The following is a 22,196-nucleotide window of genomic DNA, read 5'->3' on the forward strand; positions in this document are numbered from 1 at the left end:
ATCATTATATTAGTGTTTTTGTTTGGTAAAGAATAGATTGTCTTGAACATTCCTATCGTACCAAAAGCAAAAATCACATTTTTAGTGCTTTGCACGAGGAGGAATTTTTCATGGAAAAAGGAACAGTAAAATGGTTTAACGCAGAAAAAGGTTTTGGATTTATCGAACGCGAAAGCGGAGACGACGTATTCGTACATTTCTCAGCTATCTTAGGTGACGGATTCAAATCATTAGAAGAAGGACAAGCAGTTTCATTCGAAATCGTTGATGGAAACCGTGGACCGCAAGCTTCTAACGTAGAAAAAATCTAATTTTCCTTAACTTAAACGATCAAAGGGTCCGGGACACTGTCTCGGGCCCTTTTTAAATGTGACCAACTGGATGACTCACTTTGGTTAGTGTAGATATATTGTGTCAATTAGGGTGAGTTGTTTACGTCGGCATTACCGATCCACGGCATTCCTGTCAAATAGATTAATTCTTTCTTTTGTTTGTTACATTGATGTTTTTCTTGTTCCGGTTTGTGGTAAAATAGAAAAGAATTTGTTTGTGGGAGAGTTTGTAGTCAATCAGACGGAAGGATGAGAAGTACTTGGTAAGTTTGAATTTTAAGGGTAAAAACATCGGAATTGATTTAGGTACGGCCAATACGATCGTCTTCATAGCCGGCAAGGGCATCGTGATCAGAGAACCTTCTGTCGTCGCCAAAAATATCCATACGGGGGAGATTCTGTCCGTTGGGGAAGAGGCTTTCCAGATGCTTGGCAGGACACCCGGAACCATTGTGGCATCACGCCCCATGAAGGAAGGCGTCATTGCGGATTATGATACAACTGTCGCAATGATGAAATATTTCATCAAAAAAGCGACTGGAAATGCATTCATCAAACCATACGTGATGGTCTGTGTCCCGAGTGGTGTGACGGAAGTCGAGAAGCGGGCAGTTCTTGATGCCACCCGGACAGCCGGTGCCAAAGAAGCTTTCATCATAGAAGAGCCTTTTGCAGCCGCGGTGGGTGCCGGGCTTCCGGTGCATGCGCCTACAGGCAATATGGTGGTGGACATCGGTGGCGGGACGACGGATGTCGCGACAATTTCGCTCGGAGGCATCGTCACGAGCCGTTCCAGCACAGCCGCTGGCGATCGTATGGATGAGGCAATCATTCAGTTCATACGCAAAAAGTATGGTCTGTTGATCGGCGAGCGGACTGCCGAGAATATCAAAATAACGATCGGTTGTGCCGACATCGAAAAGGCAGCTTCCTACGGCTCCATGGAAATAAGGGGCCGCGATATGGTCAACGGCCTGCCCAAGACTTTGGAGATCCATGCCGAGGACGTAGCGGTTGCGATCCATGATGTGGTCGAAAACATCATCCTTTCCGTGAGGGAAGTGCTGGAAGAGACGCCTCCCGAAATATCTGCTGACGTCATCGATCATGGCATCGTTTTGACAGGCGGTGGGGCTTTGTTGAAGAACATTGCTGAAGTCATTTCGGCAGAAGCGGAAGTTCCTGTATTTATCGCGAACGACCCATTGGATTGCGTTTCCATCGGGACAGGCGAAACTTTGAAGAATATCAACGCGTACAAGCGTAAAAATTTAAGGCATTAAGATGATGAATGTAATTGAAAGTGATGTACGAAATGAGGTGTCAATGTGAATCAGTTTTTTAACAACAAAAAATTGATTATCCTATTGATCAGTGTGATCACCTTTATCAGCTTGATAGCATATTCTCTCACCAACAACAGAGAAGATACATCGATACCGCAACAAGTAGGGAACGATGTGACAGGCTCCATTGCGAGAATATTTTCTAAGCCAGCGGAAGTAGTGGCGAATTTTGTTGATTCAGTCGATAACCTGATGAATACGTATGAAGAAAACCAATCTTTAAAAAGTAAAATTGATACCGTATATGAGCTGCAAGTGAAAGTCTATAATCTGGAGCAAGAAAATGCGCGGATGCAGGAAGAACTTGAACTAAAAAGCACTTTATCAGAATATGAACAAATCAATGCGTCTGTGGTATCCCGCAACCCGGACAGTTGGTTGAACCAAATCGTCATCGATAAAGGATCCCAGGACGGGGTGGAGGTCGATATGTCGGTGATGGCCGGGAACGGTCTGATTGGCCGTGTATCCGAAGTCAGCTCAACCAGCGCGAAAGTACTTTTGTTGACCACTTCAAATGATACGACTAACCGTGTGTCAGCTGAAATCCAGACTGAATCTGGACCTGTTCATGGCATCGTCAATGGCTATGATGAGAACACGAAGATGCTTTCCATGTCCCAGATTGCTCCGGATGCTGTGATCAATCCTGGCGACAGTGTGATCACATCAGGCTTGGGCGGCGTATCGCCAAGCGCCTTGCTGATCGGCACTGTTAAAGAGGTATCCATGGACAGCTATGGCCTGTTCAAACAGGTGACGATCGAGCCTGCCGGAGAGGTTTATAATATCCGCTTCGTAACGGTCATCAAACGGCTGAGTGGGAGTGGTGAGTGATGGTGCAGAACAGATCTTTGCATCACACTTATTTCATCCCCGTGATGCTTTACTTGCTTTTGATTTTGGATGGCTTTTTGATCAATGCCTTTCCGGGCCAGTTCGTCAGTGAAGAGTATATCCTTGTGCCGCATTTGGCTCTGTTCGGATTCGTGCTTTTTTCCTACTATTTCCCCAAGCAGCCGATGCAGTTGTACGCAGTTTTGTTCGGGCTGTTGTTCGACAGTTATTACAGCGGCATTTTGGGCGTTTACGCAGTCGCTTTTGCGGTGATCGTGTACTTCGTGAAGAAAATGCAGAAATATTTGACGGAAAATGTTTTTGTGTTGGCTCTGTTGTTCATCTTAGCGATCGTTTTGGTTGATTCATTCGTTTTTGGCTTTTACAGCTTGATTGACATTACGCAGCTTGATTTCAGTGCATTCGCTTCTGAGCGTTTGGGACCGACCATCGTGTTGAACATTGTGCTGTTCATTGTAATTTATTACCCATTGTTTAAACTTGTGGGCTGGATGTACGACTGACCATGATGAGAAATGAATGAGATCTTTTTTAATGAAATGCTTGCATTTAACGAACGCTGTGGTATTATTGTCTTAAATTCTAAATGCAATGAAGAGAAAAAGTAACTTTTGGCTATTTCCAGAGAGTTTGCGGGTGGTGTGAGCAGACAATAGAAACCAGTGAAATCACGTCTCTGAGCAAGAATTCCGAAAAGACAGCATCCGCTGCCCTTAGTAGGTTGACTCGGTTGTGCCCGTTACAGCACTGACGTTTCGAATGGAACGTTATGAGGCGGTTTCTGTGAAGATGCCGCAAAAAAAGGTGGAACCACGACTTCAATCGTCCTTTAACTTTCAGCAGGAAGTTAGAGGGCTTTTTTTATTGGAAACGGCTTGAGGAGTGACCATCACAAAATTCGGTAATAAAAAAGTACACATATATGGAGGAGAAGAATATGAAAAAATTAGCATTAATGTTGTTGGCGTCTACAAGTTTATTGGCTGCATGCGGTGGAGGAACTGCTGAGGATTCTTCTGCAACCGGATCGGAAGATTCAGGAATCAAAGAAACATTGGTGATGGGGCTGGACGATACTTTTGCACCTATGGGTTTCAAAGATGAGAGCGGTGAAATCGTCGGCTTTGATGTCGACTTGGCAAAAGAAGTCGCTGAACGCTTGGATGTGGAAATCACTTTCCAGCCCATCGATTGGGCAATGAAGGAAACCGAATTGGCTTCCGGTAACATCGACATGATTTGGAATGGTTACACCATCACGGAAGAGCGCAAAGAGAAAGTGCTTTTCACAGAACCGTATCTGAATAACAGCCAAATCATCGTCACAATGGCGGACAGTGATATCGAGAAAAAAGCCGATTTGGCTGGGAAAGTAGTTGCTACGCAACAAGGATCTGCGGCATTTGATGCCATCAATGCCGACGAAACAGGAATTGCTGCTGAGTTTGATGGGGGCACTGCTATTTTGTACCCTACTTTCAATGACGTGTTCAACGACCTGGAAAGCGGCCGCAGTGATGCAATCGTCGTTGATGAAGTGTTGGGCCGTTACACCATGAAACAAAAAGGTGAGGAAAAGTATGCCGTTCTTACCGATAATTTTGGCGATGAAGAATATGGTGTGGGTCTCCGCAAAGACGATGTCGCACTGAAAGAAGCGATTGACGAAGCGTTGAATGATATGCGTGAAGACGGAACGTACGATGAAATCTATACAACTTGGTTCGCTGAATAGCATTACCGTTTGTTGAAGGAGGAAAACTGCATGTTGGATAAGCTAAAAAAAGCTGTTTTGATCGGAACGGGTTTATTGTTGCTGGCTGGATGTAACGCTGGGACTGCTGATGATGCTTCCGACAGTTCGGAGATTGATGCCGAGGAAACGCTGGTCGTGGGTTTGGATGACACATTTGCGCCGATGGGATTCCGTGATGACAGCAATGAAATCATCGGATTCGATGTCGATCTGGCGAAAGCTGTCGGTGAACGGATCGGGGCCGAAATGGTTTTCCAACCGATTGATTGGGCAATGAAGGAAACCGAATTGGATTCCGGAAACATCGATATGATCTGGAACGGCTATGCGATCACGCCGGAACGGGCCGAAAAAGTCCTCTTGAGCGAGCCGTACATCGTGGATGCGCAAGCCATCATCGTTTTGAAGGACAGCGTTATCCAAACGAAAGCGGATCTGGAAGGGAAGTTGGTTTCGACACAACAATCTTCCAGTTCTGTGGACAAGATCATGGAAGATGCATCAGGGATATTTGAAAAGTTGGGCGGGGATTTGGTGCTTTATCCTTCCAATAATAATGCCTTCAGCGACCTGGAATCAGGCCGCGTGGATGCCATCGTCGTCGGTGAAGTCTACGGTCGTTACTACATGAAACAGTCAGGAAAAGACATCTACCGTGTCCTGAATGATAATTTCGGGGAAGACGAGATGGCGGTTGCCTTCAAAAAGGACAATGCTGACTTGCAGGAGCGCGTCAATGCAGCTTTGGCCGACATGAAGGAAGACGGAACCTTTGATGAAATATACGACAAATGGTTTTATAGTGAATAACGAAAATAAAGGGTAAGAAAGAGGTTTATGAAATGGACTTGATACAGACGATACTGCCATCATTGCTTGACGGCTTGAAGATGACGCTTAAGTTGTTCTTCATCATAGGGATCTCCAGCATTCCGTTAGGGTTTCTGATTGCCGTCATCCGGGTTTACGGCCCGAAATGGCTGGGTTTTCTGATCCAGTTATATGTCTTCATCATGAGAGGGACGCCATTGCTGCTGCAATTGATGTTTGTTTTCTTCGGTTTGCCGCTGATAGGCATTACGTTGGATCGTTTTTCGGCAGCAATTCTGGCATATATGATCAACTATGCCGCCTATTATGCGGAAATCTTCCGTGGAGGCATCACAGCCGTCCCGAAAGGGCAGTTCGAGGCCATTTCGGTGTTGGGTATCGGTAAGGTCAGAGGGTTTTTCAAAATCATCATTCCACAGGTCACCAAGATCGTATTGCCATCTGTAGGGAATGAAGTGATTGCGCTAGTAAAAGATACATCTTTGGTTTATGTCATCGGTCTCGGGGAACTGTTGCGGGCAGGGCAGATTGCCGCGAACACGTATGCTTCGTTAGTGCCGTTCCTGGCAGTGGGTATCGTCTATTTATCCGTCACGGCTGTCATTACGGTGCTGCTGAATAAACTTGAATCCAAAGGGAACTTTTAGGGGGGAGCGGCAATCATGTTATTAAATGCGATGAATTTAACAAAGTCTTATCATGACATAACCGTAATCGATGATTTTTCATTCCACATCGATTCCAATGAAATTGTTGTGCTTGTGGGGCGTTCCGGTACTGGGAAAACGACCTTGATGCGCTTGCTCAATAATCTTGAAAGAACAGACCAAGGCACCATTTCGATTGAGGATGCTGTCTTGTGTAAACAAGGGTTGAAGGGCGCAGAATATGCAGACCGCAAAAAAAGACGCCTTTACCAAAACAAAATCGGCATGGTGTTCCAGGATTACGCTTTGTTCCCGAACCTTACTGTGCTGGACAATCTGCTGGAGGCGCCACTTGCCCAAAAATTGGGCAGCCGCGAAAAACTGGCGGGAAAAGCTGCCGGATTGTTGAAACAAATGGGATTGGAAGACAAATTGAATGCGATGCCGTCGACTTTATCCGGGGGCCAGAAGCAAAGGGTTGCGATCGCCCGGGCGATGATGCTGAATCCGCGCGTGCTTTGTTTTGACGAACCGACTTCTGCGCTTGATCGTGAATCTTCCGACAGCATCGGAAAGCTGATCCAGGAAATTGCAGCAGGAGGAACCGGCATTCTGATCGTTACGCATGATACCGAGTTCGGGCAACAATATGGTACCCGGATCGTATCCTCAAGTGAATTCGTCAAGAACCGTTAAGGATATTGTGAAGGCTAGGGCATGTCCGCAGAAAATTGGACAGTCCAAACAAAAAAACAGGGCAGCTGCCCTGTTTTTTGTTTAACATTTTTGGTCCGCAGTGAAGTAAATGGCGCCTTATTTGACGAATGTTTTGATTTAGGTTGACTTGAAGCCGGATTTTTGATAAGCTATTAATGTTGTAAATGTGCGCACCACGGCTACAACCGCACGAATGGGAGTCATAAGACCTTAAAGGGCACTTCGTTTGGCGAGTCTAAGTAAAATAAGGAGGTGCAGAGAATATGTACGCAATTATCGTAACAGGTGGCAAACAATTAAAAGTTGAAGTTGGACAAGCGATCTACATTGAAAAATTAGATGCTGAAGCTGGTGATAAAGTAACTTTTGATGAAATCGTATTTGTAGGTGGAGAAGAAACTAAAATTGGCGCTCCATTCGTAACAGGTGCTTCTGTAGAAGGCACTGTTGAAAAACAGGGCAAAGAAAAGAAAGTAACTACTTTCAAATACAAGAGAAGAAAAGATACACACCGCAAGCAAGGTCATCGTCAACCTTATACTAAAGTAATCATTGACGCAATCAAAGCATAAGAGTGTGAATAACCATGATTGAAGTGAAATTTAAAGAAGATGACCATGGCAACCTGCTCTCTTTCGAGATTACGGGACATGCCGGGTATGGGGTAGCAGGCGAAGATATTATCTGTGCCGCTGTTTCTGTACTGGCCATCGAAACTGTGAATAGCGTTGAACGTTTAGCCGGTTACCAGATGCTTGTTGATGAAGCTAATGATGAAGGCGGGTATCTCTATGCGGAAATACTTTCCGAAAGGGAAGCGGAACAGCAATACATTACGCAGATTTTACTGAAGCATCTATTCTATTCGCTGGAAGATGTCGCTCAGACATATCCGGATTATGTGACCATAAAAATGCAATAAAAACTGTACTACTTAATAAGGAGGTGCAAACCACATGTTGAAATTGAATCTACAATTGTTCGCCCACAAAAAAGGGGGCGGATCTACTACCAACGGACGTGAGTCCCAATCTAAACGTTTAGGCGCTAAACGTGCAGACGGACAAACAGTAACTGGCGGATCGATTTTGTACCGTCAACGCGGAACAAAAATCCATCCAGGTACTAACGTCGGTATCGGTGGAGATGACACTCTATTTGCAAAAGTTGACGGTGTCGTTCGTTTCGAACGTTTAGGCCGTGACAAAAAACAAGTTTCTGTATACCCTACAGCTAAATAATACTTGTACTTTTGCCGATCAACCAATTACATACACACAAAAAACCTTGCGGGGGCAAATGATTAGTCACTTCCTTCGCAGGTTTTTTTGTATTTTACAGAACAACAAAAAGTAAGGGACGGTGAACGACTTGAAAGCAACAAATGTTGAGACTCTTTTCGGTTTAATGGATGAAGCGATCAAATTACTTCAAACGGAAGCTGAACTTTCATATGTAGAAGCGTTGTCCGAAACGCTGGAAAATCTTTCCTTTGAAGGGAAAGCACAACAAGTGGAAGGCTTGCCTTCAAACGAGGCAGTCGAACGATTGAATAGACTCTACAAAAAGATGAACATGGATGCATTGGATAAGGAAATCATCCGCAAGAGCATCCAATTGACTTTCATCAAAGCAACGAAAGAAGACAAGCTCCAGATGAATCATCAAATGACACCGGACACGATTGCGTATCTGATCGCTTATTTCATCGGAGAAATAAAAAAAGATAAGACAGAAAAACTGCATGTTTCAGACTTGGCAGCAGGGACAGGGAATCTTCTCAATATCGTTCTGGCGCATTTGGCAAGCAGAGGCAATGAAGTGACTGCGGAAGCAGTTGACAACGATGACCTGTTGATCAGTGTAGCGGCGAACAGCGGATCCTTGATGGGATTGTCCGAAAAAATCCATTACACCCATTCGGACAGCCTGCAGGAACTGTTGATTGCGCCTTCCGATGTCATGGTATCAGATTTTCCAATCGGATATTATCCTGTAAACGAGCGCGCAAAAAACTACAAAACAGCTTTTTCGGAAGGAAATTCTTTTGCGCATTTCTTAATGTTTGAACAAAATGTGAACTATTTGAAAGAATCTGGTTGGGGGATCTTTATCGTTCCTTCTGACATTTTTGAAACAGATAAAACATCTGTGTTAATGGGGTGGTTGAAGGAAACCGTTCATATACAGGCATTTTTGAGCCTTCCGGAAGATCTGTTCCACAAAAATGGAATGAAAAAATCAATCATTATTGTTCAAAAAAATGGTGAAAAATCGATTCAAGCTGAACAAGTGCTTTTGGGGGAAATTCCAGATCTTAAAAACGCACAAAAGATGCAATCTTTCCTGGATATTTTCCACAATTGGAGCGCAAAGATGATATAATATTTATTAGAGATATAAGAAAAATCAGTCAATTTAAAGGAGAGAAAAAAATGTCAAAAATCATCGCTATCAATGCTGGTAGCTCAAGCTTGAAATTTACATTATACGCTATGCCTGATCAGGAAGTTCTTGCAACCGGAATTATCGAAAGAATCGGTTTGAACGATTCCGTCTTCACAATCAAACACGGAGAAGGCGAAAAATTCCAAGTAACGGAAGATATTGCGAACCATGAGATCGCGGTACATAACTTACTGGATCAATTATTAGCACTAAACATCATTTCAAGCTACGATGAGATCACAGGTGTCGGCCACCGTGTCGTTGCCGGCGGCGAAATCTTCAAAGATTCCGCGCTTGTGGATGATCTTGTCCTGGAACAAATCGAAGAACTGGCTGAATTGGCGCCGTTGCATAACCCAGCGAACGCTACTGGAATCCGTGCATTCAAGAAATTGTTGCCTGAAATCACAAGTGTTGCTGTATTCGACACATCTTTCCATACAACAATGCCGAAAGTAAACTATCTTTACAGCATCCCGATGGATTACTATGAAAAATATGCTGCCAGAAAATACGGCGCACACGGAACAAGCCACAAATACGTTGCTGAACGCGCTGCTGAAATGTTGGGCAGACCGATCGAAGAGTTGAAGATCGTTACATGCCATATCGGTAACGGCGGTTCCATCACTGCTGTCGAAGGTGGAAAATCTATCGACACATCCATGGGCTTCACGCCATTGGCTGGTATCACAATGGGAACTCGCTCAGGTGACATTGATGCATCTTTGATCGCCTATTTGATGGGCAAATTGGGCATCACGGATATCAATGAATTCGTTGACATCCTGAACAAAAAATCAGGCCTGTTGGGACTATCCGGCGTATCAAGCGATATGCGCGATGTCGAAACAGAAGCTGAAAAAGGCAACGAGCAAGCTCAAATTGCTTTGGATATCTTCCACAATCGCATCCAAAAATACATCGGACAATACGTTGCAATCATGAACGGTGTGGATGCGATCGTCTTCACTGCTGGCGTCGGAGAAAATTCTGCGCCTACCCGCAAAATCATCATCGATGGCATGTCTTGGTTCGGTTGCAAAATCGACGATGAAAAGAACAATGTCCGCGGCGTTGAAAGAATCATTTCAACTGACGATTCAAAAGTCAAAGTATTGTTGATCCCTACAGATGAAGAGTTGATGATCGCTCGCGACGTCGTACGCTTTAGCTAAAAAAAAAAAGAAAAGCGGAACGGGTTCGTTCAGCCCTGAAAGAAATTTAGGAAATCGTGCCGACTGAGCATCGTAGAGCGCAATAGGTACGATTTGTCTAATTTCCGAAGGGCTAACCCGTGAAGCTAGCCAACCGTTATAATTGCACGGAACATTTTGCAATCCTGTAAAACACCAAAGGTAATGCACTTTGGGATTCAAAATATATTATGCATTCTTATTACAAAATAAAAATTCCGGTATGCCAACTACTGGCATAACGGAATTTTTTTGTTGAATTTTTTCTGAGACAGGGGCTAGGCCGCTGCCTATCATTTTTTAGGTTTTGGTTTATTCTCGAGGTCGGTCCGGACTACCAGCACATCGCATGGTGCATTCCGGATGACGTACTCGGATACGGAGCCGATGAACAGTCTTTCGACGGCATTAAGGCCGGTCGCACCGATCATGATCAGGTCCACGCCATATTCGGCAGGCAAATCTTTCGCGATGATGGCTTTCGGTGAGCCATATTCGATGACGGTATGAACATCCGTTATGCCTTCGTTAGTGGCATAGGTTTTGTATTCTTCCATCAATGTTTTGGATTGGCGGACGATTTCATCCGTAAAACTGCCTTCAAAACCTGTAGGCGTCTGTATCGCTCTTGTATCGATAATATGAGTGATGATGATGGCTGCTTTATTCCGTTTGGCCACTTCCACTGCTTTACGGAAGGATAATTCTGATTCTCTGGATCCGTCAACCGGTATCAAAATCTTCTTATACTCTTGAAACATATTAACCACTCCTCTAAACTAGTATCGCTTACAAGTTTATTTTACTTCACTTTCCATAAAAATAAAAGCGTATGCGATTTTTTCCGGGAATTTAATGGTCAGCGGCTCTGATTTTTCATCATGCCGGCCAGGCGGATGCTGAAGAGTGCTGTATACCTGAGGCAACCAGTACAGCAAATGCATAGAGCAGGGTGCTCCTGAAGAAAATCGTCAGCAAGCAGAGAAACCCGATCAACATGTATAGGGCTCCGCCATTGCGGAAAAAAAGCCAAATCTGTTGGCGTTGTTGTTCGGTGATCCGGTCCGGAGCCAACACAAAGACAGTGGGGCCTTTCAAAGTCATGAAAAGTCCGGTCGAAACCAGCAATAATGAAAAAACGGCAATCAACATTTCTACCAAAGGGTGTCCTCCTCAAGGAAATAGCGGGATAATGGCTCAAGAAACGTTTTCCCGTATATTCCAGTCTGCAAAAAAAGCTGCTCAAAGAGCAGCTCCAAAAGTATAAAACTTTATTAGAAATCCGATGGTGCCGGTGAGTATATTCTACTAGTTTTGAACCCGCATATAAGCAGGTGGGCTCCAATATCCAGTCTCTAACTACCAAATGATAAGGCGTGTTATCCACTGAGATAAACAGGATCCCAAGGTAGTAATAAATTGTTCGGTCAACACATTGAGAATATGTCGAACACCTCAGAAATCTATATACGTATAGTAGCATACTAATCAATAGTTGGCAAGCAAAACACAAGCATTTTAATCGGTAAACGTCACAGCAGCAACAGGTTAAACGCTACCAAATGGTACTCATGAATCTTTGTTGAAGCGGTGCTGCAATTGGTTGGCCAGGGCCTGCTCGTATTTGCCCGTTGCAGCCGGCTCGTAGTAGCGGCGATTCTTCAGCGAATCCGGCAAATATTGTTGTTTGATCCAGTGATCCGGGAAATCGTGCGGGTATTGATAACCGATGCCGCGGCCCAGTTTATTTGCACCGCTGTAATGGGCATCGCGCAGGCTATCCGGTATGTCGCCGGACTTTCCGGCGCGCACGTCCGCCAGCGCGCTGTCCAAGGCAAGGTAAGCCGAATTGGATTTCGGCGAAAGGGCCAGATCGACGACAGCGTTGGCCAAGGGGATGCGGGCTTCCGGCAAGCCCAACTTTTCCGCCGCCTGAACGGCCAAAACGGTACGGGCAACTGCTTGCGGATTGCCTAAGCCGATGTCTTCGTAAGCACAGACCATCAACCTTCTGCAGGCGATCAGCAATTCACCGGCTTCCAGCAACCTGGCCAGATAATGCATGGCCGCATCGACGTCGCTGCCGCGGATCGATTTTTGGAATGCCGATATAACATCGTAATGGGCATCGCCGTTCTTATCGTGGACCAAAGCTTTCTTTTGGACACATTCCTCAGCGATATCCAAGGTGATGTGGATGGTGCCGTCTGCATCCGGTTTGGTGGATAGGGCAGCCAATTCCAAGGCGTTGAGAGAACCGCGCACGTCACCCATCGTGCTCCTGGCGAAATGGAGCAAGGCATCTTCATCGATCACGATCTTTTCTTTCCCCAAACCGCGTTTTTCGTCAGCGATGGCCCGTTCCAGCGCCAATATGACGTCCTGTGTTGTCAGGGACTTCAATTCGAAAATCTGGGTTCGGCTCCGGATGGCGGGACTGATGCTGATGTATGGATTTTCGGTGGTGGCGCCGATCAGGATGACCTGGCCGCTTTCAAGGTGCGGCAAGAGAAAATCCTGCTTGGGTTTGTCCAACCGATGCACTTCATCCAACAAGAGGATGACCTGTCCGGAAAATTTGGCTTCCTCCACGACGATCTGAAGATCTTTTTTTGTGTCGGTGGCGGCGTTCAACTGCCGAAAAGCCGAATGGGTCGATCCGGCGATGGCGCTCGCAATGCTGGTCTTGCCGATTCCCGGTGGGCCGTACAGTATCATGGAAGAAAGCATCTTGGCATCGACCATGCGGCGGATGATTTTATTTTCGCCGACCAGGTGGCTTTGGCCGATGACTTCGTCGATGTGGACGGGGCGCATACGGTATGCTAAAGGTTGTTTCATTATTCTCCGCTCCTTTTTACTCTCCCCATTATATGCCATCTCATAAAAAAGAACAAACATTCGCCCGGTTATTTTTTGCTGATTCGTGAAAATTGATTGAAAAGAATGGCAGGCAACATCTTTACTATTTACAAGCAGAACAGCTATAATGAATACATTGAAAATTGGAAGCAGAAAGCGAGCGCATATAATGACAGATTTCAAAGAGATTATTTTAACACATAAATTATCGGCACTATTTTCGAAAGCCTCTTTTGGAATCGAAAAAGAAAGCCAACGGATAACAAGTGAGGGTACGATTGCCAAGACAAACCACCCGACAATATTCGGGAATCGCAGTTTCCATCCTTACATACAGACTGACTTTGCGGAAAGCCAACCGGAATTGATCACGCCGCCGATGCAGACAATCGAGGAAACACATGAATGGCTGATGGCTATCCATGATGTCGTCTTGAGGTCCTTGCCGGAAGATGAATATCTGTTGCCCTGCAGCATCCCGCCGACCATGCCGAAGGGCGATGAAATCAAAGTAGCCAAGTTGGACAGTTCGGTTGATGTGGCGTATCGGGAGTACTTGGTCTCTGTTTACGGGAACAAGAAGCAGATGGTCAGCGGCATCCACTTCAACTTCGAATTGAATCCTGCCCTCATCAAAGAGCTTCATCAGCTTTCCGGGTCTGCCGGGACGCTTAAGGCGTTCCAATCGGATGTCTACTTGAAGATGGCGCATAACTTCATCCGTCACCAATGGATCATGACCTACCTTATGGGGGGATCCGTTTCAGCCGACAGCTCCTACTTCGAAAAAGAAACACAGCACGATTTGCCTCTGGACAGGTACACAAGAAGCATCCGCAGCAGCAAATACGGATACGTCAATAAAGCGGACGTCCATGTTTCTTTTGAATCGATTGATGCCTATGTGCAGGATATCGAAGAAATGGTGGCAAACGGCAAGCTCATTGCCGAAAAAGAATTTTATTCCACTGTCCGTTTCAGGGGGGCCAACAAAGCGCGTGATTTGCTCACGAACGGAATCGCCTATCTTGAATTCAGGTTGTTCGATCTGAACCCATTTGCTGAGTTCGGCATGCATAAAGAGGATATGTACTTCATCCATTATTTCCTGCTCTATTTATTGTGGATCGAGCAAGATGCCAACGACGAAGAGATGAAAATCGGGAAAGAAATGAATTACACCACTGCTTTGGAGAATCCTCTGCAACCATCCGCATTCCAAGCGGAAGGGCTGTCCGTCCTCGAAGGTATGCTGGATATGCTGGAAGCGATCGGCGCAGAAGAGAAAATCAGCGCAATCGTCAAAGAAAAAATCGAAGCATTCCACAATCCGGAGAAAACAGTGGCGGGCCAGATGGTCAACGCATTGGAAGCGGGAGAGGACAAAACGGCTTGGGCCGCATCTTTGGCCAAAAAGTACAAAGAGGCTGCCTGGAAACGTCCGTATGCGTTGAGAGGCTTTGAGGACATGGAACTCTCCACGCAGATCCTGATGTTCGATGCCATCCAAAAAGGTTTGAAAATCAACATGCTCGACCGTTATGACCAATTCATCTCGCTGACCTACAAGAACCATCGCGAATACGTGAAGAACGGCAATATGACGGCAAAGGACAGCTACATCGGCCCGCTGATCATGGAAAACAAGGTCGTCACCAAAAAAATACTGGCGGAGAACGGATTCGCGGTTCCTGAAAGTGGGGAGTACCACTCTGTCGAAGCAGCCTTGCGCGACTATCCTATCTTTGCCGGGAAAGGCATCGTCGTCAAGCCAAAGTCCACGAACTATGGTCTAGGGATTTCCATTTTCAAGGAAGGTGCTTCCTTTGAGAATTATGAGAAAGCCATCCATATGGCGTTTGAAGAAGATGAAGATGTGCTTGTGGAAGATTACTTGTCCGGCACCGAGTACCGTTTCTTTGTCATCGGCAATGAGACGAAGGCCGTATTGCTGCGTGTGCCGGCCAATGTGGTAGGCGACGGCAGCCACACGATTCGTCAATTGGTCGAGGAGAAAAATAAAGACAGTCTCCGCGGGAAAAATCACCGTTCCCCATTGGAACTGATAGCGACCGGTGAGCTCGAAAAATTGACGATCCAAGGACAAGGCTATACTTTCGACAGTATCCCGCCTGCAGGCACGACTGTCCGTCTGCGGGATAATTCAAACATCAGTACCGGCGGCGACTCGATTGATTTCACAGATCAGATGGACGACAGCTACAAGCAATTGGCTGTGCAGATGGCAGCCTCACTGGGTGTTGCAGTGTGTGGGGTGGATATCATCATCCCGGACCATTCAGTCCCGGCCACGAAAGTGGAGCCAAACTACGGGGTGATTGAGGCGAACTTCAACCCAGCCATGCTGATCCACATTTATCCATACCAAGGGAAAAGTCGACGTTTGACGATGGAAATACTGCGCTTATTGTTCCCGGAAATGCATCTGGAGGAAGAGTAGGGGGAATTTTATGAAAAAGTCATTTCTGAGAATTGCCATCTACATTTCAATAACCATCATCATGCTGTACGGATATCTGATCGCGAAGGGATTCAGCGATTGGGGGAAGCTGTTGTCTTTTGATCCCCTGCTCATTCCCGTTCTGTCGGTTAGCCTGTTTTTATCCATCTATGTACACATTTTTCTTCATGAAGGGGGACATTTCCTTTTCGGGAAATTGAGCGGTTATCGGCTGGTCAGTTTTCAAGTCAGACGTTACAAATATAGCCAAGCGGATCATAGCCTGCATCATATGCAGGCTGCCTCCCCTGTGCTGGCGGGCCAATGCTTGATGGCACCGCCGAAAGGGGACTATGCGGAATTGCCTTATCGTGGCTACCTTCTGGGAGGTGTTTTGGCTAACGCTTTGACGGGGGCAACCCTGTACGGGACGGCTTTTTCGATGGAGCTGAAGCTAGGCTCCCTGATGGTTTTGTTCAGTCTTGTGCCAGTCTTGATGGCTTTAGCGAACCTGCTGCCGAAAGCGCAGAATGATGGAGCTTTGCTGAGGGAAGCAAGCCGATCTTTGCACGCGCGCAAGCTCTTGTTCCAGCAATTGGAAATGGCGCAGCTTATCGAAGAAAAAGTCCCTTTTGCGGATTTGCCGGACGCGTATTTCGAAAACGTAAAAGATGCTCAGTATCAAAAAACCTTCCTGGTTGACTACTTCTACATGGTCGCTTATGTCCGCGCTTTAGGGGAACTGGATTTTGAAGAAGCCGATAACTTGCTGCAGACTTTTTCGGCCAATCGCCCAGTCAAAGAGTCGGTCTATTGGCCGATTTATGTGATGGAATCGTTGTTTTGCGATGCGTTGTTCGGAAGGATCGTCACTGCAGAGGAAAAACACAGCCAAATACTAGCCCATCCTTTGTTGAAAAGGTACTGGTATGCAAACAACAGAATTAGGGCGGCCTATGCGTTTTTCTGTCGTGTTGATATTGAAGAGGCGAAGAAATTGCTGGGACAGGGACCAGCAACTGCCCGGGATTCCTCTCCGGAAACAGATGCCAGCATCGAAATACGCCTGTACCGTTGGCTGAGCAGTTATTTTGAACACTAGAAAGATTAGCGAAAGAAAGAAGGTAACAAATTGATTTATTTCGACCATGCCGCTACGACCCCGGTGCGACCTGAAGTTGTGGCTGTCATTCAGGAATCGCTTATCGAAGATTACGGGAATCCTTCCAGCACCTACGCGCTGGGAAGACGAACAAGACAGCATATCGACCAGTCGCGCAGAATTTTTGCGGCATCCATCCAAGCAGATCCGGCTGATATCATCATCACGAGCTGCGGTTCCGAATCCAACAATACAGCCATCATACCGACTGCATTGGCTCTGAAGGGAAAGGGCAAACACCTCATCACTTCAGCAGCGGAGCACCACGCGGTATTGCATCCGATGAATTATCTGGAAACGTTAGGCTTCGAGGTGACGTATCTGCCTGTGGACGCTGCCGGAAAAGTGACCCTGCAATCCGTGAAGAATGCGGTTCGCGAGGATACGATCCTTGTCTCATTGATGTATGTGAACAACGAGGTGGGCAGCATCAATCCGATAGCCGAAATCGGTGCATTTTTGGCGGAGAGACATATCCTTTTCCATACAGATGCCGTTCAAGCATACGGCAGCGAGCAGATTGATGTCGGGCAACAGCATATCGACCTCTTGTCCGTTTCCGCACATAAGATCAATGGTCCCAAAGGCATCGGATTTTTATACCGCAAAAATAGCCTGCATCTGCCTAATTTCATCCATGGCGGCAGCCAGGAGAACGACCACCGCGGCGGAACGGAAAATACGCCCTACATCAGGGGGTTTGCCGAGGCAGTCACTCTGATGGAAGCAGAACGCAAAGAAAGCAACCGCAAAAAGCGGGAACTGGGGGATTATTTCCTGAGCGGACTTGAAAAGAGCGGTCTCCCATTTGAGTGCAACGGTGTCTATCCTGAAGGGGTACCGCACATCTTGAACATCTGGCTGCCCGGCATGCGTTCTGATAAAATGTTGATCCAGTGCGATCTCAAAGGGATCATGCTGGCTGCAGGATCCGCCTGTACAGCCGGCAGTCTTGAACCGAGTCACGTATTGGCAGCGATGTACGGAAAGGGGAATCCACGGGCAACGGAATCCCTGCGCATTTCTTTCGGACCGGATAACACTGCCGATGAGGCGGACACACTGATTGCATTGCTGCAAAGCATCCACAACAAGCAATACAAGAACGGCTGAACGAAAGAAAAAAATGTGTTATGATAGAGAAAACGTTATCTTGGAGGACTGCATATGGCATTCGAAAAAAATGTATCTTTAAAGGGATCCGGAAAAACCTTTCGATTGAATGAACAAGTGAAGCGCTACACTTTGCGCGACAATGGTTTTGAAGAAACCAAAAACGGCAATTTCCAAATGGTACGCGATTTGGACAACAGCGTGCTGAATAAACAAGGGATCAAAGTGAAAATTGTCGTCGCTGCCGATCTGAAAACATTGAAAGTTTCCACAACGACGAGCAACGGATTGCAGACAGTGGATGTCTACGGCAAGAAAACCATGTCGGCTGCGAAAGATCAGTTGGAATATATTTTGGACAGTTTGGTCGAAAACGGTGTCCTGGCTGAAGCGGCGGAGTGATCCAAAAATAGTAGGACAGATGAAAACTAGGGACCGATTCTGTAGGAGTAATTCTTACGGACGGTCTTTTTGTTTGAAAAAAATATAAAACATAACCCACTTGGATGCATGTGCACCAAAAAAACACGATGCACACTATAAGTGCATTAATATAATTATATAAAACGCTATTTTTTTCATTCCAATTCTTATGAAATATGATATACTTATTCAGAATCGCACAAACAATTCGGGAGATGAAGAAAGTGGAACAAAAATATCAAGGCGCAGCCATGACTACAGTTGATAAAAGCGCCCTAAAGAAGTCGCATTTATTTGAGACTTCACAAGTAAAATATTTCATCAGATGTATGCTTGCTGGTATGTTTTTGACGTTGGGTACATCAATAGCAGTTATGGTCGCTGAAAAAGCAGAACATATGCTGCCCGGTAGCGGAAAATTTTTCTACTCATTCATGTTTGCATGGTCTTTGGTCATGATCAATTACATGAACACAGAATTGGGTACATCCAATATGATGTATATGACAGCAGCCATATACCGCAAGGTGTTGGCACCAAAAAGAGCTTTAGCAATTTTATTCGCTTGTATTCTATTCAACCTTATCGGTGGCACAATCGCTTCATTCGTCATGTCATTCACGAACATTTTCCAAGATTTGCCGGCTGAGCACTTCCTTTTCCATGCAGTTGAAGGCAAGTTGCTCAAAACACCTATACAGATGGTAGCCGAAGGTATTTTCGCGAACGTCATCGTAAATACGACTGTATTTGTGAGCGCGCATATGAAGGATGACGCCGGCAAGCTTTTCTCGACCATTTTCATCATCTTCATTTTTGCATTTTTAGGCTTTGAACACGTTATCGCCAACTTCTCTTCCTTCAGCCTTGCGTTTTTCGCATTCGGCGGCGCTTTGCCAGGGATGACGGTCGGCAGCGTGTTGACGAACTGGTTCTTCGCGATGATCGGAAATTACATCGGCGGCGGATTGATCATCGGTTTGCTGTACGCATGGATGAACAAAGATTCCGAAGTATACGTAGACTAAGCTGTACAACCAAAAACGAGAAGGATCCGACATGCGGATCCTTCTCGTTTTTTCTTCTGCGGATAAAAAACTGTTCAAATGCAGATTTGTTCGTCTTTCCGGGTTGATGCTTGCCCCAATCGGCGATAATGCTTACGGATGGTTGACAAAAGCGAAGATTATCTGTATTGTTTTACTGTTATTTGTAAACCTAAATATGTCATGCTAGCAGACTCATGCAAGCGGCTGATAGATAGAACGAAATGTGATTAGGGAGGATTTTTTTATGAAATTGTTGGAAGAACGCATATTGAAGGACGGCATCGTGTTGGGGGACAACGTGCTGAAGGTGGACAATTTCTTGAACCATCAGATCGACCCCGTATTGATGCAACAATTGGGGGATGAATTTGCACGATATTTCGCTGACAAAAAAATCACCAAGATTCTGACGGTTGAGACATCCGGCATCGTGCCTGCGGTATTCACGGGTTTGGCATTGGGAGTGAAAGTTGTTTTTGCAAGAAAACAAAAGAGTCTGACGATGAGAGACAATCTTTATTCGGCCACCGTCTACTCCTTCACAAAAGATGTCACAAATGAAATCACAATCTCCAAACAATATCTTGACGAAAACGATACTGTCCTCATCATCGACGACTTTTTGGCGAACGGACAAGCCACAAACGGCTTGATGGAGATCTGCAATCAGGCAGGAGCGGAGATTGCCGGTGTCGGTATCGTCATCGAGAAATCCTTCCAAAAAGGCAGAAAAATTCTGGAAGAACAAGGCATGGATGTCTATTCATTGGCGCGCATCAAGGCTTTTGAAAACGGTACGGTACAGTTCATCGAAGAATAGCAAGTCCGGAAGACAGACACGTTCTGTCTTTTTTTGTTCCTCGGGATCTTTCGATTTCGCCTCAATATCTCCACAAAGCCTTTTGGAATTGTGGTAAAATGTTAAATATATATGAGATTATGAGCGTTATCTTAATGAGGAGGGTCAATAATGAGAATTGAAACACAATGTTTACACGAAGGGTACCACCCAGGGAACGGGGAGCCGAGCGCGCTCCCGATCTACCAAAGCACTACGTACAGATATGACTCGACAGAACATATCGGTAAATTATTCGATTTGACGGCTGCCGGACACATGTATTCGCGCATCTCCAATCCTACGGTTGCGGCCGTGGAAGAGAAAATTGCGGCGATGGAGGGTGGCGTAGGGGCTTTGTGCACAACATCAGGACAGGCAGCGACCATGATCAGCTTGATGAACATCCTGAAGGAGGGCGATCATTTCATCAGCACCGCCTCCATTTATGGCGGAACCATCAATCTGTTTGCCGTAACTTTGAAGCGATTCGGAATCGAATGCACCTTTGTCGACCAAGAACTGCCTGAAGAAGAAATCCAAAAAATGTTCAAACCGAACACGAAGGCTGTATTCGGTGAAACCATCGCAAATCCTGCTTTATCCGTTTTGGACATCGAAAAATGGGCAGCGATCGCTCACAACAACAACGTGCCTTTGATCGTGGACAACACGTTCCCGACGCCATACCTTTGCAGACCGTTCGAGTTTGGAGCGGACATTGTGGTCCATTCCACCTCTAAATACATGGATGGCCATGCAGTACAGATGGGCGGGGTCATTGTCGACAGCGGCAATTTTGACTGGAAAAACGGCAATTTCCCAGAATTCACCGAACCGGATGAATCCTACCATGGCATCGTCTATACGGAAAGCTTCGAGAAAGCTGCGTATATCACAAAAGCACGGGTACAGATGATGAGGGACATGGGGGCATACCCAACCGCGAATGCTGCCTTCTTATTGAATCTTGGGCTTGAAACACTCCCTGTGAGGATGGACAGACATTGCAGCAATGCCTTGAAAGTCGCTGAATATTTCAAAAAATCCGAAAAAGTTGAATTTGTGAATTATCCTGGCTTAGAAGGAGACAAGTATCACGAATTGGCGAATAAATATTTGCCGCTCGGAACGTGCGGCGTCATTTCGCTCTCGATCGAAGGAAGCAGAGAAAATGCCATCAAATTCATGGACAGCCTGAAGCTGGCGTCCAATGAAGTCCATGTGGCCGACATCCGGACTTGTGTGCTCCATCCGGCAAGTTCGACCCACAGACAGCTGACCGACGAGCAATTGGCGGCAGCAGGCATCACACCAGGCCTGATCCGCTTTTCGGTAGGGCTTGAAAACGTGGAAGATATCATCGAAGACATCGAGCAAGCTTTGGCAACTCTGAACCTGGATGCGAAGCCTTATACAGTCTGATCGAAAGTTTACCTGAAGATGAAGCAGAAATCCTCCCAAGGTTTTCTGCTTTGTTTTCTTTATTGCGAAAGTACTTTTGCAGCTTGGTGAATATGAATAGAAAGGAAGTGAAGGAATGGCGTACAACAACAAAACGGCACTCATCAAATGGATTGCGATCCTCACAATGACGATCGACCATATCGGCTACTATCTGTTCCCCTCATTGCTTTTTCTGCGAGTTGTCGGACGCATCGCTTTCCCTTGTTTTTTGTACACAACCGTGCAAGGGGTAAGGGAAACGCGTGATTTCCGCAAGTATCTGCTGCGGTTGGTCCTTACCGGGCTCATCAGTATGCCGATAACCGCCCAAACAGGGAATGTCTTCAATATCCTTTTCACCTTGGCACTTTTTGCCTTATCGATCAAAGACTACCGGTTCATCTTGCCGGCAATCTTTTTGGTCCAATTTACGGAATACGGTTTGTATGGCTTTTTGATGGGGTGGACAATCTATGTGCTTTCGGAAAAACATGTCGGAGCGGGAATTGTTTTGTTTTTATTGGTGAATGCTATGCAATTCCCCTCGTTGCAGGCACTCGCTGCAGTGTCGCTCATTCCCATGCTTCTGCCGGTTGATTTTCAGATCAGACCGCTGCCGAAATGGGCCGGATATGCCTATTACCCTATCCATCAAGTTATCCTGATGCTTATCGCCAGGCTGATGTGACTGTCGGGTTGGATGCGGACAGG

24 protein-coding genes, 1 other RNA gene and 2 other annotated features are annotated in these 22,196 nt (G+C 45.9%); of the genes, 21 read left to right on the plus strand and 4 right to left on the minus strand.

Annotated features, from left to right (window positions below):
- The first annotated feature begins 110 nt into the window (after positions 1-110).
- From cspD to ACKPBX_RS12735, 13 genes are all read left to right on the plus strand, one after another.
- Positions 111-311, plus strand: coding sequence for a cold-shock protein CspD (gene cspD, locus ACKPBX_RS12675; RefSeq protein ID WP_086628303.1), 201 nt, complete (start codon positions 111-113; stop codon positions 309-311).
- Positions 312-601: 290 nt separating this feature from the next.
- Positions 602-1,615, plus strand: coding sequence for a rod shape-determining protein (locus ACKPBX_RS12680; RefSeq protein ID WP_119093235.1), 1,014 nt, complete (start codon positions 602-604; stop codon positions 1,613-1,615).
- 45 nt (positions 1,616-1,660) lie between these two features.
- Entirely contained in the window at positions 1,661-2,515 is an 855-nt protein-coding gene (mreC, locus tag ACKPBX_RS12685) for a rod shape-determining protein MreC (protein WP_086628302.1), read from the plus strand.
- Entirely contained in the window at positions 2,515-3,039 is a 525-nt protein-coding gene (gene mreD / locus ACKPBX_RS12690) for a rod shape-determining protein MreD (RefSeq protein ID WP_086628301.1), read from the plus strand. Before mreC ends, mreD begins: the two co-directional genes overlap by 1 nt.
- A gap of 79 nt (positions 3,040-3,118) precedes the next feature.
- Positions 3,119-3,369, plus strand: a binding site (T-box leader).
- 104 nt (positions 3,370-3,473) lie between these two features.
- Complete coding sequence (locus ACKPBX_RS12695) at positions 3,474-4,271, plus strand: amino acid ABC transporter substrate-binding protein (protein ID WP_319995566.1); 798 nt, start codon at positions 3,474-3,476, stop codon at positions 4,269-4,271.
- Between the two features lie 30 nt (positions 4,272-4,301).
- Entirely contained in the window at positions 4,302-5,102 is an 801-nt protein-coding gene (locus ACKPBX_RS12700) for an amino acid ABC transporter substrate-binding protein (RefSeq protein ID WP_319995567.1), read from the plus strand.
- A 32-nt stretch (positions 5,103-5,134) separates the two neighbouring features.
- The gene (locus ACKPBX_RS12705; RefSeq protein WP_086628298.1) at positions 5,135-5,770 is read left to right on the plus strand and encodes an amino acid ABC transporter permease; all 636 of its coding nucleotides are present in this window, start codon (positions 5,135-5,137) and stop codon (positions 5,768-5,770) included.
- 15 nt (positions 5,771-5,785) lie between these two features.
- The gene (locus ACKPBX_RS12710; RefSeq protein ID WP_319995568.1) at positions 5,786-6,466 is read left to right on the plus strand and encodes an amino acid ABC transporter ATP-binding protein; all 681 of its coding nucleotides are present in this window, start codon (positions 5,786-5,788) and stop codon (positions 6,464-6,466) included.
- Between the two features lie 194 nt (positions 6,467-6,660).
- Positions 6,661-6,734: a sequence feature (ribosomal protein L21 leader region), on the plus strand.
- 16 nt (positions 6,735-6,750) lie between these two features.
- Positions 6,751-7,059, plus strand: coding sequence for a 50S ribosomal protein L21 (gene rplU, locus ACKPBX_RS12715; RefSeq protein ID WP_086628296.1), 309 nt, complete (start codon positions 6,751-6,753; stop codon positions 7,057-7,059).
- Between the two features lie 14 nt (positions 7,060-7,073).
- On the plus strand, positions 7,074-7,409 hold the full coding sequence (locus tag ACKPBX_RS12720; RefSeq protein ID WP_086985390.1) for a ribosomal-processing cysteine protease Prp: 336 nt from the start codon (positions 7,074-7,076) through the stop codon (positions 7,407-7,409).
- Positions 7,410-7,443: 34 nt separating this feature from the next.
- Positions 7,444-7,728 (plus strand): 50S ribosomal protein L27, encoded by a 285-nt coding sequence (rpmA, locus tag ACKPBX_RS12725; protein ID WP_068560128.1) that lies wholly within the window; start codon positions 7,444-7,446, stop codon positions 7,726-7,728.
- 130 nt (positions 7,729-7,858) lie between these two features.
- Positions 7,859-8,872 (plus strand): class I SAM-dependent methyltransferase, encoded by a 1,014-nt coding sequence (locus tag ACKPBX_RS12730; protein ID WP_319995569.1) that lies wholly within the window; start codon positions 7,859-7,861, stop codon positions 8,870-8,872.
- Between the two features lie 50 nt (positions 8,873-8,922).
- Positions 8,923-10,113: an acetate/propionate family kinase gene (locus tag ACKPBX_RS12735; RefSeq protein WP_319995570.1), complete on the plus strand. Its 1,191-nt coding sequence runs from the start codon at positions 8,923-8,925 to the stop codon at positions 10,111-10,113.
- 311 nt (positions 10,114-10,424) lie between these two features.
- Here ACKPBX_RS12735 and ACKPBX_RS12740 read toward each other — a convergent pair whose 3' ends face one another.
- From ACKPBX_RS12740 to ACKPBX_RS12755, 4 genes are all read right to left on the minus strand, one after another.
- On the minus strand, positions 10,425-10,892 hold the full coding sequence (locus tag ACKPBX_RS12740) for a universal stress protein (protein WP_086628292.1): 468 nt from the start codon (positions 10,890-10,892) through the stop codon (positions 10,425-10,427).
- Between the two features lie 118 nt (positions 10,893-11,010).
- A complete protein-coding gene (locus ACKPBX_RS12745; protein ID WP_319995571.1) occupies positions 11,011-11,292 on the minus strand; it encodes an Asp23/Gls24 family envelope stress response protein in 282 nt (93 codons plus the stop codon).
- A 114-nt stretch (positions 11,293-11,406) separates the two neighbouring features.
- A non-coding RNA gene (ssrS, locus tag ACKPBX_RS12750) (6S RNA) lies at positions 11,407-11,596 on the minus strand.
- A 104-nt stretch (positions 11,597-11,700) separates the two neighbouring features.
- Positions 11,701-12,972, minus strand: a complete 1,272-nt coding sequence (locus tag ACKPBX_RS12755) for a replication-associated recombination protein A (protein WP_086628290.1) — start codon at positions 12,970-12,972, stop codon at positions 11,701-11,703.
- 190 nt (positions 12,973-13,162) lie between these two features.
- Between ACKPBX_RS12755 and gshAB the strand changes: the two genes are divergently transcribed.
- The 8 genes from gshAB to ACKPBX_RS12795 all read left to right on the plus strand — a co-directional run bounded on the left by gshAB (position 13,163) and on the right by ACKPBX_RS12795 (position 22,173).
- Positions 13,163-15,454: a bifunctional glutamate--cysteine ligase GshA/glutathione synthetase GshB gene (gene gshAB / locus ACKPBX_RS12760; protein ID WP_319995572.1), complete on the plus strand. Its 2,292-nt coding sequence runs from the start codon at positions 13,163-13,165 to the stop codon at positions 15,452-15,454.
- Positions 15,455-15,464: 10 nt separating this feature from the next.
- On the plus strand, positions 15,465-16,556 hold the full coding sequence (locus ACKPBX_RS12765; protein ID WP_319995573.1) for a hypothetical protein: 1,092 nt from the start codon (positions 15,465-15,467) through the stop codon (positions 16,554-16,556).
- Between the two features lie 30 nt (positions 16,557-16,586).
- Positions 16,587-17,729: a cysteine desulfurase family protein gene (locus tag ACKPBX_RS12770; protein WP_319995574.1), complete on the plus strand. Its 1,143-nt coding sequence runs from the start codon at positions 16,587-16,589 to the stop codon at positions 17,727-17,729.
- 54 nt (positions 17,730-17,783) lie between these two features.
- Entirely contained in the window at positions 17,784-18,131 is a 348-nt protein-coding gene (locus ACKPBX_RS12775; protein WP_319995575.1) for a cysteine desulfurase, read from the plus strand.
- Positions 18,132-18,403: 272 nt separating this feature from the next.
- Positions 18,404-19,180: a formate/nitrite transporter family protein gene (locus tag ACKPBX_RS12780; RefSeq protein WP_086628425.1), complete on the plus strand. Its 777-nt coding sequence runs from the start codon at positions 18,404-18,406 to the stop codon at positions 19,178-19,180.
- Positions 19,181-19,445: 265 nt separating this feature from the next.
- Entirely contained in the window at positions 19,446-20,021 is a 576-nt protein-coding gene (locus ACKPBX_RS12785; RefSeq protein WP_319995576.1) for a xanthine phosphoribosyltransferase, read from the plus strand.
- Positions 20,022-20,171: 150 nt separating this feature from the next.
- On the plus strand, positions 20,172-21,464 hold the full coding sequence (locus ACKPBX_RS12790) for an O-acetylhomoserine aminocarboxypropyltransferase/cysteine synthase family protein (protein WP_319995577.1): 1,293 nt from the start codon (positions 20,172-20,174) through the stop codon (positions 21,462-21,464).
- A gap of 115 nt (positions 21,465-21,579) precedes the next feature.
- Positions 21,580-22,173, plus strand: a complete 594-nt coding sequence (locus ACKPBX_RS12795; RefSeq protein WP_086628283.1) for a TraX family protein — start codon at positions 21,580-21,582, stop codon at positions 22,171-22,173.
- Positions 22,174-22,196: the final 23 nt, after the last annotated feature.

Source organism: Trichococcus shcherbakoviae (genome assembly GCF_963666195.1).
In the GTDB taxonomy this organism is placed as follows: domain Bacteria; phylum Bacillota; class Bacilli; order Lactobacillales; family Aerococcaceae; genus Trichococcus; species Trichococcus shcherbakoviae.

Excerpts from the sequence above, each read along its gene's own strand:
- ACKPBX_RS12720 (WP_086985390.1), top strand. The coding sequence starts at position 7,074 with ATGATTGAAGTGAAATTTAAAGAAGATGACCATGGCAACCTGCTCTCT.
- ACKPBX_RS12700 (WP_319995567.1), top strand. The coding sequence starts at position 4,302 with ATGTTGGATAAGCTAAAAAAAGCTGTTTTGATCGGAACGGGTTTATTG.
- rplU (WP_086628296.1), top strand. The coding sequence starts at position 6,751 with ATGTACGCAATTATCGTAACAGGTGGCAAACAATTAAAAGTTGAAGTT.
- ACKPBX_RS12790 (WP_319995577.1), top strand. The coding sequence starts at position 20,172 with ATGAGAATTGAAACACAATGTTTACACGAAGGGTACCACCCAGGGAAC.
- ACKPBX_RS12695 (WP_319995566.1), top strand. The coding sequence starts at position 3,474 with ATGAAAAAATTAGCATTAATGTTGTTGGCGTCTACAAGTTTATTGGCT.
- ACKPBX_RS12740 (WP_086628292.1), bottom strand. The coding sequence starts at position 10,892 with ATGTTTCAAGAGTATAAGAAGATTTTGATACCGGTTGACGGATCCAGA.
- ACKPBX_RS12780 (WP_086628425.1), top strand. The coding sequence starts at position 18,404 with ATGACTACAGTTGATAAAAGCGCCCTAAAGAAGTCGCATTTATTTGAG.
- ACKPBX_RS12795 (WP_086628283.1), top strand. The coding sequence starts at position 21,580 with ATGGCGTACAACAACAAAACGGCACTCATCAAATGGATTGCGATCCTC.
- ACKPBX_RS12765 (WP_319995573.1), top strand. The coding sequence starts at position 15,465 with ATGAAAAAGTCATTTCTGAGAATTGCCATCTACATTTCAATAACCATC.
- ACKPBX_RS12705 (WP_086628298.1), top strand. The coding sequence starts at position 5,135 with ATGGACTTGATACAGACGATACTGCCATCATTGCTTGACGGCTTGAAG.
- ACKPBX_RS12775 (WP_319995575.1), top strand. The coding sequence starts at position 17,784 with ATGGCATTCGAAAAAAATGTATCTTTAAAGGGATCCGGAAAAACCTTT.
- cspD (WP_086628303.1), top strand. The coding sequence starts at position 111 with ATGGAAAAAGGAACAGTAAAATGGTTTAACGCAGAAAAAGGTTTTGGA.
- mreD (WP_086628301.1), top strand. The coding sequence starts at position 2,515 with ATGGTGCAGAACAGATCTTTGCATCACACTTATTTCATCCCCGTGATG.
- ACKPBX_RS12735 (WP_319995570.1), top strand. The coding sequence starts at position 8,923 with ATGTCAAAAATCATCGCTATCAATGCTGGTAGCTCAAGCTTGAAATTT.
- ACKPBX_RS12755 (WP_086628290.1), bottom strand. The coding sequence starts at position 12,972 with ATGAAACAACCTTTAGCATACCGTATGCGCCCCGTCCACATCGACGAA.
- ACKPBX_RS12785 (WP_319995576.1), top strand. The coding sequence starts at position 19,446 with ATGAAATTGTTGGAAGAACGCATATTGAAGGACGGCATCGTGTTGGGG.
- gshAB (WP_319995572.1), top strand. The coding sequence starts at position 13,163 with ATGACAGATTTCAAAGAGATTATTTTAACACATAAATTATCGGCACTA.
- rpmA (WP_068560128.1), top strand. The coding sequence starts at position 7,444 with ATGTTGAAATTGAATCTACAATTGTTCGCCCACAAAAAAGGGGGCGGA.
- ACKPBX_RS12710 (WP_319995568.1), top strand. The coding sequence starts at position 5,786 with ATGTTATTAAATGCGATGAATTTAACAAAGTCTTATCATGACATAACC.